General features: G+C 66.8%; 14 protein-coding genes and 1 pseudogene. 9 read left to right on the forward strand and 6 right to left on the reverse strand.

The genetic code is table 11. The features are described 5' to 3' along the window. Window positions 1-79: 79 nt before the first annotated feature. A complete protein-coding gene (locus PD284_RS01820) occupies window positions 80-1519 on the reverse strand; it encodes an FAD-binding oxidoreductase (RefSeq protein ID WP_274626523.1) in 1440 nt (479 codons plus the stop codon). 262 nt (window positions 1520-1781) lie between these two features. Here PD284_RS01820 and PD284_RS01825 point away from each other — a divergent pair, with 262 nt between their 5' ends. The 3 genes from PD284_RS01825 (at window position 1782) to PD284_RS01835 (ending at window position 4327) form a co-directional block, all read left to right on the forward strand. Beyond that, on the forward strand, window positions 1782-2474 hold the full coding sequence (locus PD284_RS01825; RefSeq protein ID WP_274626524.1) for a DUF1013 domain-containing protein: 693 nt from the start codon (window positions 1782-1784) through the stop codon (window positions 2472-2474). Between the two features lie 100 nt (window positions 2475-2574). Then, on the forward strand, window positions 2575-2901 hold the full coding sequence (locus PD284_RS01830; RefSeq protein WP_274626525.1) for a hypothetical protein: 327 nt from the start codon (window positions 2575-2577) through the stop codon (window positions 2899-2901). Beyond that, the gene (locus PD284_RS01835; protein ID WP_274626526.1) at window positions 2825-4327 is read left to right on the forward strand and encodes a winged helix-turn-helix domain-containing tetratricopeptide repeat protein; all 1503 of its coding nucleotides are present in this window, start codon (window positions 2825-2827) and stop codon (window positions 4325-4327) included. Before PD284_RS01830 ends, PD284_RS01835 begins: the two co-directional genes overlap by 77 nt. A gap of 3 nt (window positions 4328-4330) precedes the next feature. On the opposite strand, the pseudogene PD284_RS01840 reads toward PD284_RS01835, so the two are convergent. The 3 genes and pseudogenes from PD284_RS01840 to PD284_RS01850 all read right to left on the reverse strand — a co-directional run bounded on the left by PD284_RS01840 (window position 4331) and on the right by PD284_RS01850 (window position 5886). Beyond that, window positions 4331-5144, reverse strand: a pseudogene (locus PD284_RS01840) (MBL fold metallo-hydrolase). A 122-nt stretch (window positions 5145-5266) separates the two neighbouring features. Next, window positions 5267-5638 (reverse strand): type II toxin-antitoxin system VapC family toxin, encoded by a 372-nt coding sequence (locus tag PD284_RS01845; protein ID WP_274626527.1) that lies wholly within the window; start codon window positions 5636-5638, stop codon window positions 5267-5269. Continuing rightward, window positions 5632-5886 carry a ribbon-helix-helix protein, CopG family gene (locus PD284_RS01850; protein WP_274626528.1) on the reverse strand — a complete coding sequence of 85 codons (255 nt, stop codon included), beginning with the start codon at window positions 5884-5886 and terminating at the stop codon, window positions 5632-5634. Before PD284_RS01850 ends, PD284_RS01845 begins: the two co-directional genes overlap by 7 nt. A gap of 119 nt (window positions 5887-6005) precedes the next feature. On the opposite strand from PD284_RS01850, the gene PD284_RS01855 reads away from it, so the two are divergent. After that, window positions 6006-6755 carry a YebC/PmpR family DNA-binding transcriptional regulator gene (locus PD284_RS01855; RefSeq protein WP_274630516.1) on the forward strand — a complete coding sequence of 250 codons (750 nt, stop codon included), beginning with the start codon at window positions 6006-6008 and terminating at the stop codon, window positions 6753-6755. Further along, window positions 6752-7048, forward strand: a complete 297-nt coding sequence (locus PD284_RS01860; protein ID WP_274626529.1) for an Rdx family protein — start codon at window positions 6752-6754, stop codon at window positions 7046-7048. Before PD284_RS01855 ends, PD284_RS01860 begins: the two co-directional genes overlap by 4 nt. Window positions 7049-7289: 241 nt before the next feature. On the opposite strand, the gene PD284_RS01865 is transcribed toward PD284_RS01860, so the two are convergent. Continuing rightward, entirely contained in the window at window positions 7290-8546 is a 1257-nt protein-coding gene (locus tag PD284_RS01865; RefSeq protein WP_274626530.1) for an MFS transporter, read from the reverse strand. Between the two features lie 374 nt (window positions 8547-8920). Here PD284_RS01865 and PD284_RS01870 point away from each other — a divergent pair, with 374 nt between their 5' ends. Beyond that, window positions 8921-10579 carry an arylsulfatase gene (locus PD284_RS01870; protein ID WP_274626531.1) on the forward strand — a complete coding sequence of 553 codons (1659 nt, stop codon included), beginning with the start codon at window positions 8921-8923 and terminating at the stop codon, window positions 10577-10579. A gap of 114 nt (window positions 10580-10693) precedes the next feature. On the opposite strand, the gene PD284_RS01875 is transcribed toward PD284_RS01870, so the two are convergent. Next, window positions 10694-11404 (reverse strand): FadR/GntR family transcriptional regulator, encoded by a 711-nt coding sequence (locus tag PD284_RS01875; RefSeq protein ID WP_274626532.1) that lies wholly within the window; start codon window positions 11402-11404, stop codon window positions 10694-10696. 163 nt (window positions 11405-11567) lie between these two features. Here PD284_RS01875 and PD284_RS01880 point away from each other — a divergent pair, with 163 nt between their 5' ends. The 3 genes from PD284_RS01880 to PD284_RS01890 are packed head-to-tail and all read left to right on the forward strand — an operon-like array spanning window position 11568 to window position 14436. Continuing rightward, window positions 11568-12110 (forward strand): TRAP transporter small permease, encoded by a 543-nt coding sequence (locus PD284_RS01880; protein ID WP_274626533.1) that lies wholly within the window; start codon window positions 11568-11570, stop codon window positions 12108-12110. Continuing rightward, window positions 12107-13393 (forward strand): TRAP transporter large permease subunit, encoded by a 1287-nt coding sequence (locus PD284_RS01885; protein ID WP_274626534.1) that lies wholly within the window; start codon window positions 12107-12109, stop codon window positions 13391-13393. Before PD284_RS01880 ends, PD284_RS01885 begins: the two co-directional genes overlap by 4 nt. A 35-nt stretch (window positions 13394-13428) precedes the next feature. After that, window positions 13429-14436: a DctP family TRAP transporter solute-binding subunit gene (locus tag PD284_RS01890; protein WP_274626535.1), complete on the forward strand. Its 1008-nt coding sequence runs from the start codon at window positions 13429-13431 to the stop codon at window positions 14434-14436. Window positions 14437-14480: the final 44 nt, after the last annotated feature.

The following is a 14480-nucleotide window of genomic DNA, read 5'->3' on the forward strand; positions in this document are numbered from 1 at the left end:
AGCCCCAAGGGCTAGGCCGGTAGCTACGCGGGCCTTGCCCTGGACATAGCCGGAGTACGCAGCACCGGGACGGCAGGCTTTACGCTGCCCGCAGGCCCTCCTTCGGGCGTACGTTCTGGTTCATGCGGAACAGGTTGTTCGGATCGTAGCGGCGCTTTATCTCGACGAGACGCCGGTAGTTTCCGCCATAGGCCGCCTCGACGCGGTCGGACTCGTCTTCCGGCATGAAGTTGACATAGGCCGTGCCCGCCGAATGGGGCTTTGCGGCCTCATAGAGACCACGCGCCCAGTCGATGCAGGCGCGGTCCATGGCCGGCTCGCGCCAGCGGGCGTGGACGTTCATGACGAAATGCGAGCTGCGCTGCGGGAAGGCGGTCGCCTCCGCCGCCACGCGGCCCGCGGCGCCGCCGACATGGCCGACGAATATCTCGCATTCGGGGCCGGGCAGCTTGCGCACCGCTTCGACGACGACGTCGAGGGCCGCGTCGGTGAGCGCGGTGAAATCGTGGCTCTTCCAGTAGTTGCGGGCGCCGGGCGTGAGCAGCGGGTCGAAGGCCTGCTGCCAGCCGGTGAAGGGGTTCGGGCCGACGACGTCGGCGATCGGCTTGCCGATCGAGCGCAGCCGGCGCGTCGCCGCCTCTCCCGCCTGGAGGTCTCCGCAGTAGCACATGGCCAGCACCAGGATCTCCTTGCCGTGCCATTCGGCCGGCAGGAACGGCAGGGGCGGCGCCTGCCGCATGACGGTCCAGCAGGTGAGCTCGTCGGGCGCCTCCTCGAGCGCCGCCCGGTATTCGCGCAGGACCTGCGGAGCGTCGGCGAAGGGATGGACGACGAGGCCGGACAGGACCTCGGTCTTCATCGGGTGCAGCTTGAACTCGAAGGCGGTGACGACGCCGAAATTACCGCCGCCGCCGCGCAGCGCCCAGAACAGGTCCGGGTTCTCGCCGGAGCTCGCCCGCACCAGCTGGCCGTCGGCGGTGACCACGTCCGCCGACAAGAGGCTGTCGATCGTCAGCCCGAACTTTCGCGTGATCCAGCCGAAGCCGCCGCCGAGCGTCAGCCCGGCGATGCCGGTGGTCGAGTTGATGCCCGTCGGCACCACCAGCTCGAAGGCCTGCGTCTCCCTGTCCAGTTCGGCAAGCGTGACGCCGGGCTCGACCCATGCGCGCCGCCCGACGGCGTCGACGCGCACCGACTTCATCGGCGACAGGTCGATCATCAGGCCGCCGTCGCAGACGGCGCTGCCGGCGATGTTGTGGCCGCCGCCGCGCACCGAGACGAGCAGCCCGTTGTCGCGCGCGAAGCGGACCGCGTCGATGACGTCAGCGGCGCCGGCGCAGCGCACGATCAGTCCCGGCCGCCGGTCGATCATGGCGTTCCAGATGGTGCGCGCCTCGTCATAGGATGGATCGCTCTCGCGCAGCGTGGCGCCGCGCAGCCGCGCCGCCAGGCCCTCTAGGGCAGCGGCGTCGACGGTCTTCTTGCCTGGTTCAAGCGTGCTGAGGCTCAGGTCGTCCATGGGATCCTCCCGATCTCGTGACGGGCGCCCTCCGCGCCGCGATTGTGCGCCTCTCTCCGCTCCCGCACAAGCTGAACGAGGGTGCGGCGGGCTGCCGCGCAGCGCCACGCGCCGCAGCCTGACGGCGCGCGCCACGGCGGCATTCCTGCATTTTCGTTGCGACGAGGCGGTTTCCCCGCTATATACCCACTCGATTTCCCAAATTGGTGGCTCTGCCCACCGCCCGCGACAGGGACGCGGGCGAACGAGAGGACTTTACGCAATGGCCAACACGCTGCTCATGCCCAAGGCGACCGCCGTCTGGCTGGTCGACAACACCGCGCTCTCCTTCGAGCAGATCGCGCAGTTCTGCACGCTGCATCCGCTCGAGGTGAAGGCGATCGCCGACGGCGAGTCGGCGCAGGGCATCAAGGGCATGGACCCGGTGATGACCGGCCAGCTCACCCGCGAGGAGATCGCCCGCGGCGAGGCCGACATCAACCACAAGCTCAAGCTCTCCGAGCCGAAGGTCCGCGTGCCCGAGACCAAGCGCAAGGGCCCGCGCTACACCCCCCTGTCCAAGCGCCAGGACCGCCCCAACGCCATCCTGTGGCTGGTGCGCAACCATCCGGAGCTGAAGGACGCGCAGATCTCGCGGCTCGTCGGCACCACCAAGGCGACGATCGAGCAGATCCGCGAGCGCCGCCACTGGAACGCCGCCAACCTCGTGCCGATGGACCCGGTGACGCTCGGGCTCTGCTCGCAGATCGACCTCGACATCGAGGTGCAGCGCGCCTCCAAGGGCCGCGAGCCGGCGGCCCCCGTCGGCGAGACGCTGCTGCCGGCGGCGCTGACCGAGCGGCTGACGCCTGCCGACGAACGTCGCGACGACGAGGAGAAGGAACTCGACGCCAACGCCGTGTTCGCAAAGCTCTCGGCGCTGAAGAAGGCCGACGCGGACGAAGACGAGGAGTGATCCGGGGCTTCGTCCCGGTTTCAGCGAAACTTCAGAACTTCGGCGGTACGCGCCGGGCCTGATCGGGCATCATGGCGGCCATCCTGAAAGGGAGGCCGACATGCTCATGCTCGAGGAGAAATCACGCCGCGAGGCAAGGCAGGACCTGCTCGAGGCAATCGCATCCGCCGGCTGCTGCGCCCCGTGCTTCGCGCCGACCCCCGGCGTCCTCCTCGAACTGTTCGAGATCGCGGCCATGGAGCGCCACGCGCCCGCACTTGGGCCGGAGCGCGCGCCGGACGGCTTGACCTCCGCCGCGAACAGGCGCGAAATGGATCCCGCAACGTTGGGTATCGGCAAGCAGCTCATCGATGGCGCGAGAAGCTTCGCACGCCTTGCCGCTCGGCGCCTGTTCGTTCGACCTGGCGCGCGGCCTGTTGCTCCGTGACGGCGCAGCCGTCCCGCTGCGCCCGAAAGCCTTTGCGCTGCTCTCCCATCTCGCCCGGAACGCGGGCCGGGTCGTCGGCAAGTCCGAGTTGATCGAGGCGGTCTGGCCCGGCGTCTTCGTCACCGAGGATTCGCTGACTCAGGCGGTGCGCGAGGTGCGCAAGGCGCTGGCCGACGACGCACAGAAGATCGTCCGGACCATCGCCCGCCGCGGCTACCTGCTCATCACGCCGGCGACGGCGGCGGGCCCGCATCCCGATCCGCAGCCGACCGTCGCCGTGCTGCGCTTCGCCAATACGAGGCGCGCCGAGGACGCGCCGCTGGTCGACGGCTTCGCCGAGGACATCGCCGGGGGTCTGGCGCGGTTCCGGCGCGTGGCGGTGGTGGCGCATAACACCAGCTTCGCGATCGCGGACGGGGCGGCCGACTGGCGCGAGGCCGTCCGGCGGCTGGCGTGCGACTACCTGGTGCGGGGGCGCGCGGCCTTTGCCTCGGGCACGCTGACGGCGTCGGTCAGCCTGCTCGATGCGGCGAGCGGCGCTATGCTGTGGAGCGCGGACTACGAGGCCTCCGGCGAGCGCGTCTTCGACGTCCAGCAGGAGATCATGCTCAAGATCATCAACCGGCTGGCGGCGCGCATCGACGACGCGACGCTGGCGCGGGCGATGGCCAAGCCGACAGCGAGCCTTGAGGCCTACGAACTCCTGCTGCACGGGCTTGCTCGCTTCCGCGGCTACGGCAGCGAGGACAATGACGTTGCACGGGAGCTGTTTACGCGGGCGCTCGAGACCGATCCGGGCTACGGGCTCGCCCACGCCTATCTCGCGCTGGTCGATCTCGCCATCGGCGGCTATGGCGAGGCGCCGGCGGAGCTGGTGGCGGCAACGGTCGACCGGGCGAGCCATGCGGTGACGCTGGCGCCCGAGGAGCCGCGCTGCCACCGCGTGCTGGCGATGACGCGGCTGCACGCGCGCGAGCACGAGGCGGCCGAATACCACATGCGCCGCGCCCTCGACCTCAATCCCTGCGACGCCGACACGATGGCCCAGATGGGCTACCTGATGACCATGCGCGGCAGGCCCTTCGAGGCGCTGGCCTGGCTCGACAGGGCGGTGGCGGTCAACCCCGTCCATCCCGACTGGTACCTCTACGACCGCGCCACGGCGCTCTACGCCGCGGGCGACTACCAGGGCGCGGTCGACGCGCTATCGAAGCTGCTGATCCGCACGCCCTGGCGGCTGACGCGGCTTGCCGCCTGCCACGCGCAGCTCGGCGACGGCGGGGCCGCGCGACGCCTCATGGCGGAAATCGCGCGGAACTGGCCGGACTACGAGCCGCTGAGCTTCGGCCGCTGCGGCATCGCCTTCGAGCACGCCGCGGAGGTGGAGCACATGCTGGAGGGGATCGGCAAGGCGCTCGAGGCCTGAGCCTCACACCCCGTCGAGCACCACGATGGTCGGGCGGTCGGGCAGCGTCTTCAGGCTCACCTCCAGGGTGCGGCCGCTGCGGAAGTCGACCGCGAAGCCCTCGCCCATCATGCTCAGGAACTCGCGCATCGGCGTCGAATGACGGTGCATGGGCAGGATCATCGACGAATAGAGCCGGGTGGTGATCTCGGTCATGTTGCCGAGCGATTGGGTCATGCCGCCGTCGATCGGCACCATGACGACGTCGAGCCGGCCGATGGCGCCGTAGTGGGCGTCCTCCAGGCGGTGGTGGAGGTGGCCGAGATGGCCGATGCACAGACCCGCCACCTCGAAGATGAAGATCGAGTTGCCGTCGCGCTCCAAGCCGCCGTCCCAACCGCGGATGTCGGTCGGCACGTTGCGGATGTAGACGTCGTCGACGACCAGCCGGTGTTTTGCCGGCCCGCCCTCCGGGTTCCAGCCGCGCAGCACGTATTCGACGCGGGCATCCGGCACATCCGTGAAATGGGTGCGGTGCGCCTTGTTCATGGTGATGACGCGCGGCAGCGGATCGCCGCCATAGACGCCGCTGAAATCGGTGGCGATGCGCACGCCGGCCGGCGTCTCGATGACATAGGTGGAGTGGCCGGCATAGGTGATCCTCACCGCGCCTTCGGTCGTAGCCTGCGCGGGCGTAATTCGCATAGGTGACGCCGGGCAGCGCGTTGGCGATCGCGACGCACTTGCTGGGGACGGGGTCGTCGTCCTGCGCGAGTGCTGCCGGCATGAACCAGAACAGGACGCAGAAAAGGAACGCGGCGATGCGGCAGGCGGGCATGGGCGTCTCCACGGCGAAAACCATGCATGCGATCGTCGAGAGGCGCACTATGCACGCAGGCCTGCCGCGGCGCGGTCACGTTTGCGAGAGGAGGGTCAGCGCGATTGGAGCCGGTGTCTTCCCTACTGCAGCAGGCGGTAGGGGACGCGAACGCCGCGCATGTCCGCAGGAAAATCCTTCTCGTTCCGCGTCACCAGCAGCAACGAGTGCGCTTGCGCCGTCGCCCAGATCACGGCGTCGGGAAGCTTGGCCCTGCGCTCACGCCGGAACGAGATGGCCCGCTCGGCGATGTCCTCGTCCAGTTCGATGATGTCGAAACCGCCGAGGAAGCGTCGTGTCGTCGGCTCCGCGGCCGCGTTGGCGCCGACGAGCACCTCCATCCAGGTGACGATGCTGATGGCCTTTTCGGCATAAGCTTCGAGCTCGACCCGAGCCTGGGGAACGTTGTTGAGGAAGTCGACCAGGATGTTGGTGTCGAAGAGCGCTCTCACCACTCGCTCCGGATCTTCTCCTGATACTCCAGCCCGTCGACCTTGCGGTCCCCCCACAGTCCGAACGCTTCGTCCAGCGACGCCGGCGTCCGTTTCTCCAGGTACTCGGCGACGGCCTGCCTAATGATGGAGGCGCGTGATTTCTTCTTCTTCTTCGCGAGCCGGTCCAGTTCGCGCAGGTGAGCTTCTTCAATGTCGACCAGAGTGCGCATCATCGTGCCCCGATATCTGATATCGTCAACGTATATCATCACGGGTCGTCCCACAAGGAACGCAGCTGACCGAGTTCAGCGCCCTTCTGGACGTATGGCGGCAATTTATCTATAAGCGCGCACATTCCAGAACACAGCGACGGATGAACAGGGGCGTCATGGCCGGCCATTCACAATTCAAGAACATCATGCACCGCAAGGGCCGCCAGGATGCGGTCCGGTCGAAGGTCTTCTCGAAGCTTGCGCGCGAGATCACCGTGGCCGCCAAGACCGGCCTGCCCGACCCGGCCATGAACCCGCGCCTCAGGCTGGCGATCCAGAACGCCAAGGCCGAATCTATGCCGAAGGACAACATCCAGCGCGCCATCAACAAGGCGTCGGGCGGCGATGCCGAGAACTACGAGGAAGTGCGCTACGAGGGCTACGGCCCGGGCGGCGTCGCGCTGATCATCGAGGCGCTGACCGACAACCGCAACCGCTCCGCCTCCAACGTCCGCGCGGCCTTCACCAAGGCCGGCGGGGCGCTCGGCGAGACCGGCTCGGTGTCGTTCATGTGGAACCGCGTCGGCGAGATCTACTACCCGGCCTCGGCCGGCGACGCCGACAAGGTGATGGAAGCGGCGATCGAAGCCGGCGCCGACGACGTGGAATCGGACGAGGAAGGCCATACGATCTACTGCGCCTTCGAGAGCGTGAACGACGTGTCGAAGGCGCTCGAGGCGGCGCTCGGCGAGGCTGAGAGCGTCAAGATCATCTGGCAGCCGCAGAACCGCGTGCCGGTCGACGAGGACCGCGCGCAGTCGCTGATGAAGCTGGTCGCGACCCTCGAGGACGACGACGACGTGCAGCACGTCTACGCCAATTTCGAGGTCGACGACGCGACGCTGGCCAAGCTCAGCGCGGCATGAGCGAAACGCCACTCCCGATCATTCGCATCATCTACTGCACGCAGTGCATGTGGCTGCTGCGGGCCGGGTGGATGGCGCAGGAACTGCTCTCGACCTTCGGCCAGGAGCTGGGCGAGGTCACGCTGGTCCCCGGCGCGGGCGGGATTTTTACGGTCACGTGCAACGGTGAACTCATCTGGGACCGCAAGCGCGACGGCGGTTTTCCGGACGCGGCGAAGCTGAAACAGCTGGTGCGCGACGTGATCGATCCCGAGCGGGATCTCGGTCACGCGGACAGGAAGACAGAGGCTTAGGCGGCGGGGACGGTTTGCCGTCCTCGAACTCGCACCCTCAGTCAGGTTGCCCCTCATCCGCCTGCCGGCGCCTTCTCCCCGCACGGACGGGGAGAAGGACGAAGTCGCGACCGTGTTCGTCAATCGCAGGCGCTTGAGAATGGCGAACTCCCCGCAGCGGGCAGTGAGCGGCAGCGCTGGCGCGCGGCTAAAGCAAACCGGTCCCGTGGTCCCTGCCCGCTCCCGCTGATCCCGGCGCTCGCTAAACGGTTCGATCCTCCTCCACCACCGGCGTGCGCGGGTCCAGGCGCGTCGATTCCGGCGTGACGGCGCGCTCGGCCGGCAGGGTCTTGAACGCCTCGCGCTCGTCGACCGGCACCGGGGCGCGGCGGCTGATGCGGAGCAGCGCGTAGGCCGCCAGAAGGAAATGGGCGAGCGCGGTGGCCAGGAACAGGCTTTCGGGCCGCATGGCCGTCATCAGCGCCGAGCCGATCACCGGGCCGATCATGGTGCCGAAGCCGTAGAGCAGCAGCAGGCCGCCCGACACTTTCACGAAATCCTCCGGCGCGGCGTGGTCGTTGGCGTGGGCGACGGCCAGCGAGTAGAGCGTGTAGGCGAACGCCCCGTAGGCTGCGGTCATGACGATGACGAAGGAACCGAAGCGCGGCGTGAACAGGAAGATCGCCAGCGCGGCGAGCGTCGAGGCGGCGGCAGCGCCGATCAACACGTAGCGTCGGTCGGTGCGGTCGGAGATGCGCCCGATGGGCATCTGCAGCACGCCGCCGGCGACCACCACGAGACTCATCATCAGCGCGATCTGGGGCGTCGAGATGCCGATGCGCGCGCCGTAGACGGCCCCAAGCGTGCCCCAGGCGCCGTTGGCGACGCCGATCAGGATGCAGGCGAAGAAGGACACCGGCGAGTTTGCATAGAGCCCGCGCAGGTCGAGCGAGACGTCCCGCAGCGGCTCGGGGCTGGCCTGCGTGGAGACCGCGGTCGGGATCAGCGCCAGGCAGAAGAAGATGCCGGCGACCATGAACAGCGATTCCTGATTGACGTCGCCCGCCGCCACGATCATCTGGCCGGCCATGATGGAGGCGTAGGTGACCATCATGTACAGGCCGAAGACCGTGCCTCGGTTCTCGTTGGTCGCCTTCTCGTTCAGCCAGCTCTCGATGATCATGAAGCACCCGGCCATGGCGAAGCCGGTGAAGGCGCGCAGCACGATCCATTGGATCTCGCCGATGAGCAGCCCGGTGAGCAGCGCAATGATGGCGCCCGACGCCGCGAAGGCGCCGAAGGCGCGCACATGGCCGGCTTGGCGCACCAGGCGCGGCGCAAACACGCAGCCGGCGACGAAGCCGCCGGCCCAGGCCGTACCCATCAGGCCGAGCGCGTAGGTGGAAAAACCCTCCGCCTGGCCCCGCAGCGGCAGCAGCAGTCCATGCAGGCCGGACGCCGCCAGGAGAAACGCGGTTCCGCGCAGCAGCGAGAAGATTGGGCGGTAGGCAGCGAGCATTGATCGGTCCCATGCGAATCAGGGATCAGTCTTACCAGCAAGACCTTATCGATTTTGGGGCGAGCGCTTCCCACACAAAGGCGACATGCAAATGCGGGACAGATCGCAAGCCGCGAAATTTCCAAGGCGCGGCCGGCACCACGCTGCCCGGAACAGCTTGGCCAGAAGCTCCCCGAACGCCCTATGCCCGTAACTGTTACGTGCTTGCCGTGGGAGCAAGCTGGGCAGAGGTTGACCGACGCTTCGACGGCGCCGGCGTGCCCGCTGCCGCGCCTCATTATCCGTCTTGGCCTGTGCGGCGGCGGCAAGGACAGGCGCGCAGATTTCCGATGCGCAGCATTCGATCATCGCAGCTACGACCGCAGGAGTAGAAGATGAGCGAGTTTCGAAACGACGTTTCCCCCGACGGTGTTGAAATCGCCGCAGTCAGCCGCCGCAGCCTGCTTCTGGGCAGCACGGTGCTGGCTGCCGCAGGCATTGTGGGGTCCACCACCGTTGTAGACAGGGCACGGTCTCAGGAGCAGCCCGCGGCAGCAGGCGGAAAGCCGCCGAACATCCTCGTCATCTTTGGCGACGACATCGGCATTCCCCAGATCAGCGCCTACACGATGGGGCTGATGGGCTACCGCACCCCCAACATCGACCGCATCGCCAGCGAAGGCGCGATCTTCACCGACAGCTACGGCCAGAACAGCTGCACCGCTGGCCGCGCCTCCTTCATCCTCGGGCAGGAGCCGTTCCGCACCGGCCTTCTGACGATCGGCATGCCAGGCGATCCGCATGGGATCCAGGACTGGATGCCCACCATCGCCGACGTGATGAAGACCAAGGGCTATGCCACCGGCCAGTTCGGCAAGAACCACCTCGGCGACCGCGACGAACATCTGCCTACCAGGCACGGCTTCGACGAGTTCTTCGGCAATCTCTACCACCTCAATGCCGAGGAGGAGCCGGAAGGCTACTTCTACCCGAAGGATCCTGATTTCCGGAAGCAATTCGGTCCGCGCGGCGTGATCAAGTCGACCGCCGACGGCAAGATCGAAGACACCGGGCCGCTCAACACCAAGCGCATGCCGACGGTCGACGAAGAGTTCCTGGCGGCGGCCAAGGACTTCATCGACAGGCAGGCCAAGGCCGACAAACCCTTCTTCTGCTGGTTCAACTCGACGCGCATGCACGTCTTTACCCACCTCAAGCCGGAATCGCTCGGCAAGACCGGCAAGGGCATCCACGCCGACGGCATGGTCGAGCATGACGGCCATGTCGGCCAGCTGCTGCAACAGCTCGACGATCTCGGCATCGCCGACAACACCATCGTGCTCTACACGACCGACAACGGGGCCGAGCTCGCCCTTTGGCCCGATGGTGCACAGACAATGTTCCATGGCGAGAAAGGAACGACCTGGGAGGGCGGCTTCCGCATCCCGATGATGGTGCGGTGGCCGGGCGTCGTGAAGCCCGGCACGCATGTGAACGAGCCGGTGACGCTGATGGACTGGATGCCCACATTCGCGGCGGCCGCCGGCATCGGCGATGTGAAGGAGGAGATGAAGAAGGGCTTCCAGGCCAGTGGCAAGACCTTCAAGGTACACCTCGACGGGTACGACCTGACGGAACTGCTGAAGGGCGAAGCCAAGACGCCGCCGCGGGACGTCGTCTACTACTTCGACCAGGGCGGCAACCTCAACGCCATACGCTGGAACGATTGGAAGCTGAGTTTCGCACAGGCGAGCCACGGCAACATCGCCACTGCGACCCGCGAGGTGCCGAGTTGGGCGGTCATCGCAAACCTGCGCATGGACCCCTACGAGCGGGGTATGGAAGACGGCGGAGGAGCCATCGAGTTCCTAGCCCGGAACATGTGGCTGCTGGTGCCCATCCAGGGCAAGATCAAGGAGTTCTTCCAGGACTTCGACCAGTATCCGTTCCAGACGGGAAGCACCCTGAACGCCAGCGGCATCAACTATGGCTGGCTGCAGCAGCAGGCAGCCCTCAAGCGGCTGGGCGAGCTCGAACGGCTCATGCCCCAATAGCAACCCTATGCGGCGTGGAGGTTTCGCCTCCCCGCTTCCTGCTGCGCCAGTGAAGACGGCGACCCGGCCCGTCACGTCTACCCCCGACGCATGATGTCTGGCCGGCGACTGGCCTCAGGACTTTTCCGGCGCGCCTTCCTTCTCGAAGCGGTCGAGCGTCTCGTTCATGTGGTCGACCATCGCCTTGTGCGCCGCGTCGGCGTTGCCCGCTTCGATGAAGCCGAAGATCTCCTCGTGGCGATGCTGCCTGGTCCGCAGGATTTCCGCGTCCTTCTTGTCCGCCTCGCGGAGATAGCCGATCGCGTCCTGCAACGCAGGCGTCCAGAAGTGGATGATCTTCATGAGCAGCGGATTCCGGCCGATGCTCGCGATGGTGAGATGAAAGTGCAGGTCCTCCCTGACGCCGTCGCGGCCCTCCCTCTCGGCCGCGGCCATCCCCTCCAGCGCAGCCCGCAGCTTGTCGACATCCTCGGGCGTGCGCCTCTGTGCCGCCAGGCGGGCCGTCTCGCTTTCCAGCGCGCGCCGCATCTCCAGCAGGTCAAGCAGGCCCGCGCGATCCGGACGCAGGTCGTCGGCGCGGATGCGCAGCACCGCCTGCTCGGTGACGAAGAGGCCCTGCCCGTGCCGGCTCTCGACCAGTCCGTCGGCGCGAAGGAACGCAAGCGCCTCCCGGACGACCGGGCGGCTGACGCCCAATTGCCGCGAGATCTCTGCTTCCGAAGGAAGGCGCGTGCCTGCCGCCGTTCCCTCCCGGATGGAGGTTTCGATGAGGCGGATCGCGTCATCGACCAGGCTCGACCTCGGGGGGACCGTCGAGAGCTTCAAGCTTACCTCCACCTAGTGTGTTGACAACAAGATGTCATGTCGTAAGTTGTCTTACAAGTCAGGTTCGGAACAACGGGCGGGGATCGGCTGAGGAGGCCGCGCCCATCTTTCACGGGAGGAGGAATCCGTCCTGCGCTCATTCGAGCGCTTGCGGTCCCATGCGATGGCGCGGATAAACGACGCACTCTACCGAATTCTGGAAATGCTCCTCGTCGGCCTGCTGGCCGGCATGGTTGCGCTCGTGTTCGCCAACGCGGTGGCTCGATACGCATTCGACTACAGCATCCACATTGCCGACGAATTGCCCCGCTTCCTGTTCGTCTGGCTGACCTTCATCGGCGCGGCCATCGCCCATCGCCATTCGCTGCACCTGGGCATGAAGTTCGTCATCACGTCCATGCCAAGGTCCAGCTGGCGCTATCTCATGGCGGCGTCCGAGGCGCTCGTCCTAGCCTGCGCGCTGCTCCTGATGTGGGGCAGCCTAGGCACATGGCGCATCAACGCAACAGTGGTTTCGCCGATCCTCGGGGTCCCTCTCATCTACGTTCAGGGCGTCGCGCTGCTTTCCGCCGTGCTGATGGCGACGACCTCCCTTGACCGGCTGGCACGTGCGCTGACCGGGCGGGTATCGGCAGACGAGCTCGCCGCGTTCTCGGAAACCGAGGACGACAAGGTGATCGCCGAGACGAGAGGGAGGCTCGATTGACGATTGCCGTCTTTCTGGTGGCGCTGTGCGCGGCGCTTGCCATCGGCGTGCCGGTGGCGTTCGCGCTGATCGTCTGCAGCGTCGCGCTGATGCTGCACATGAACCTGTTCAGCGCCGAGATCATCGCGCAGAACATGGTCACCGGAGCGGACAATTTTCAGCTTCTGGCGATCCCGTTCTTCCTGCTGGCGGGCGAACTCATGAACGCCGGCGGCCTGTCGAAGCGCATCGTGCATTTCGCGATGACCTTCGTGGGCCACTATCACGGCGGATTGGGCTACGTCGTCATCTTCGCCGCGATCATTCTCGCCGCGCTTTCCGGTTCGGCGGCAGCCGACACCGCCGCCCTCGCCGCGTTCCTCCTCCCGATGATGCGCTCGTCCGGATACGATGCGGGGCAGTCCGCCGGACTGATCGCGGCTGGCGGCATCGTCGCGCCCGTCATCCCGCCGTCCGTCGGCTTCATCATCTTCGGCGTCGCCGCCAACGTCTCGATCACCCAGCTGTTCCTGGGCGGCATCGTACCGGGGCTGATGATGGCGGCGTCGCTGATCGTCGCGTGGGCCTTCGTCGTCCGCAACAACCACAACATAAAGGTCCTGCCCAAGGCGAGCTGGCGCGAGCGCGGCAAGGCGACCGTGGACGGCGCGTTCGCCCTGGTGATGCCGGCGATCGTGCTGGGCGGCATCCGCTTCGGCATCGTCACGCCGACCGAGGCCGCGGTGGTCGCCGCGGTCTATGCGCTCGTCGTCGGCCTGCTGGTCTACAGGGAGCTCTCCTTCAGCCAGCTCTACGGCTTGTTCCTGGCTGCCGGGAAGATGTCGGCGATCGTGATGTTCCTCATCGCCGCGGCGGGCGTCTCCGCGTGGCTGATTGCGCAGGCCAATATCCCGGCGCAGTTCGGCGCGCTCCTGGAACCGTTCAAGGACAATCCTACCCTCTTCCTCATCGTCCTGATGGCGCTGGTGTTCGCGGTAGGGACTGCGCTCGACTTCGGTCCGACGGTGCTGATCCTCACGCCGATCCTGATGCCCCTCGTCCGCGAGGTGGGCATCAACCCCGTCTATTTCGGCGTCCTCTTCATCATGGTCAACGCCATCGGACTGATCACGCCGCCGGTCGGCATCGTGCTCAACGTGGTGTGCGGCGTCGGCAAGGTTTCCATGGACAAGGTGCTCAAGGGCATCTGGCCATTCCTTCTCGCACAGAGCCTCGTCGTCGTCCTCTTGATCCTCTTCCCCAGCCTCGTCATCGAGCCGCTTCAATGGCTGAGGGGCAGGTAGAAGCCGTCACAACAACTGAAAACCGGGAGCAGAACATGAACAAGATTGGCATTGCAGGACTGGTCGGGGGCGCGATCCTTGCCGCAATGGCGGGCGTGGCCAACGCCGAGATATCGGAGCGGACGATCCGCGTGGGCAGCACGCTGACGCCAGAGCACCCGAACGGCATCGCCGTCGAGGCGATGGCGAAGTGCGCCGCCGACCGCACCGGCGGCAAGATGACCATCCAGGGCATCCACAATGCCGCTCTGGGCGGCGACCAGGAGATGAGCCAGGCCGCCCGCGCCGGCACGCTCGACATGTTCATGACGACGACCTCGCCGCTGGCGGGGCTGGAGCCGAAGCTCGGCGTCTTCGACCTTCCCTTCCTGTTCAACAACCCCGAGGAGGCCCTTGCCGTCCTCGACGGCGAGTTCGGCGAGTACCTCAGCGGACTCATGCCCCAGCACGGCCTGGTGAACCTCGGCTACTGGGACTACGGCGTCCGCCAGATCACCAACTCGAAGCGGCCGATCAAGGCCGTCGAGGACCTTTCGGGTCTGCGGATGCGGGTGATGCAGAACAACGTCTTCATCGATTCCTTCTCCGCGCTCGGCGCCAACCCGATCCCGATGAGCTGGGGCGAGGTGTTCCCCGCGCTGGAGACGGGCGCGATCGACGGCCAGGAGAACCCGATCCTCACCATCGCCGACGCGCAGCTCGCCGACGTGCAGGACTACGTGTCGAAGACCAACCACGTCTATAGCGCGGTCATGCTCATGTATTCCGGCCCGCTCTGGGAGAAGCTTTCGGCCGAAGAGCAGGCCGTCGTGACGGAGTGCGCGGCAGAGGCGACGAAGGTGCAGAGGTCGGAAATGGCCGGCCGGGTCGACGCGGCCTACAAGAAGGTGATCGAAGCGGGGATGGAGGTCAACGAGGTCGAACCTGCCGTGATCGACGCCATGCGTGCAAAGCTCGCCAGCGTCTACGAGAAGCACTCGCAGTCCGTCGGCGCGGACGTCGTGGAGCGTCTCAACGCCGCCATCGCGAAGGTCCGCAAGTAACAACGGGCGCCGCTCGCGCGCAATCATGAGGACGGCGGGCCGCC

This window comes from Mesorhizobium shangrilense (genome assembly GCF_028826155.1).
In the GTDB taxonomy this organism is placed as follows: domain Bacteria; phylum Pseudomonadota; class Alphaproteobacteria; order Rhizobiales; family Rhizobiaceae; genus Arvimicrobium; species Arvimicrobium flavum.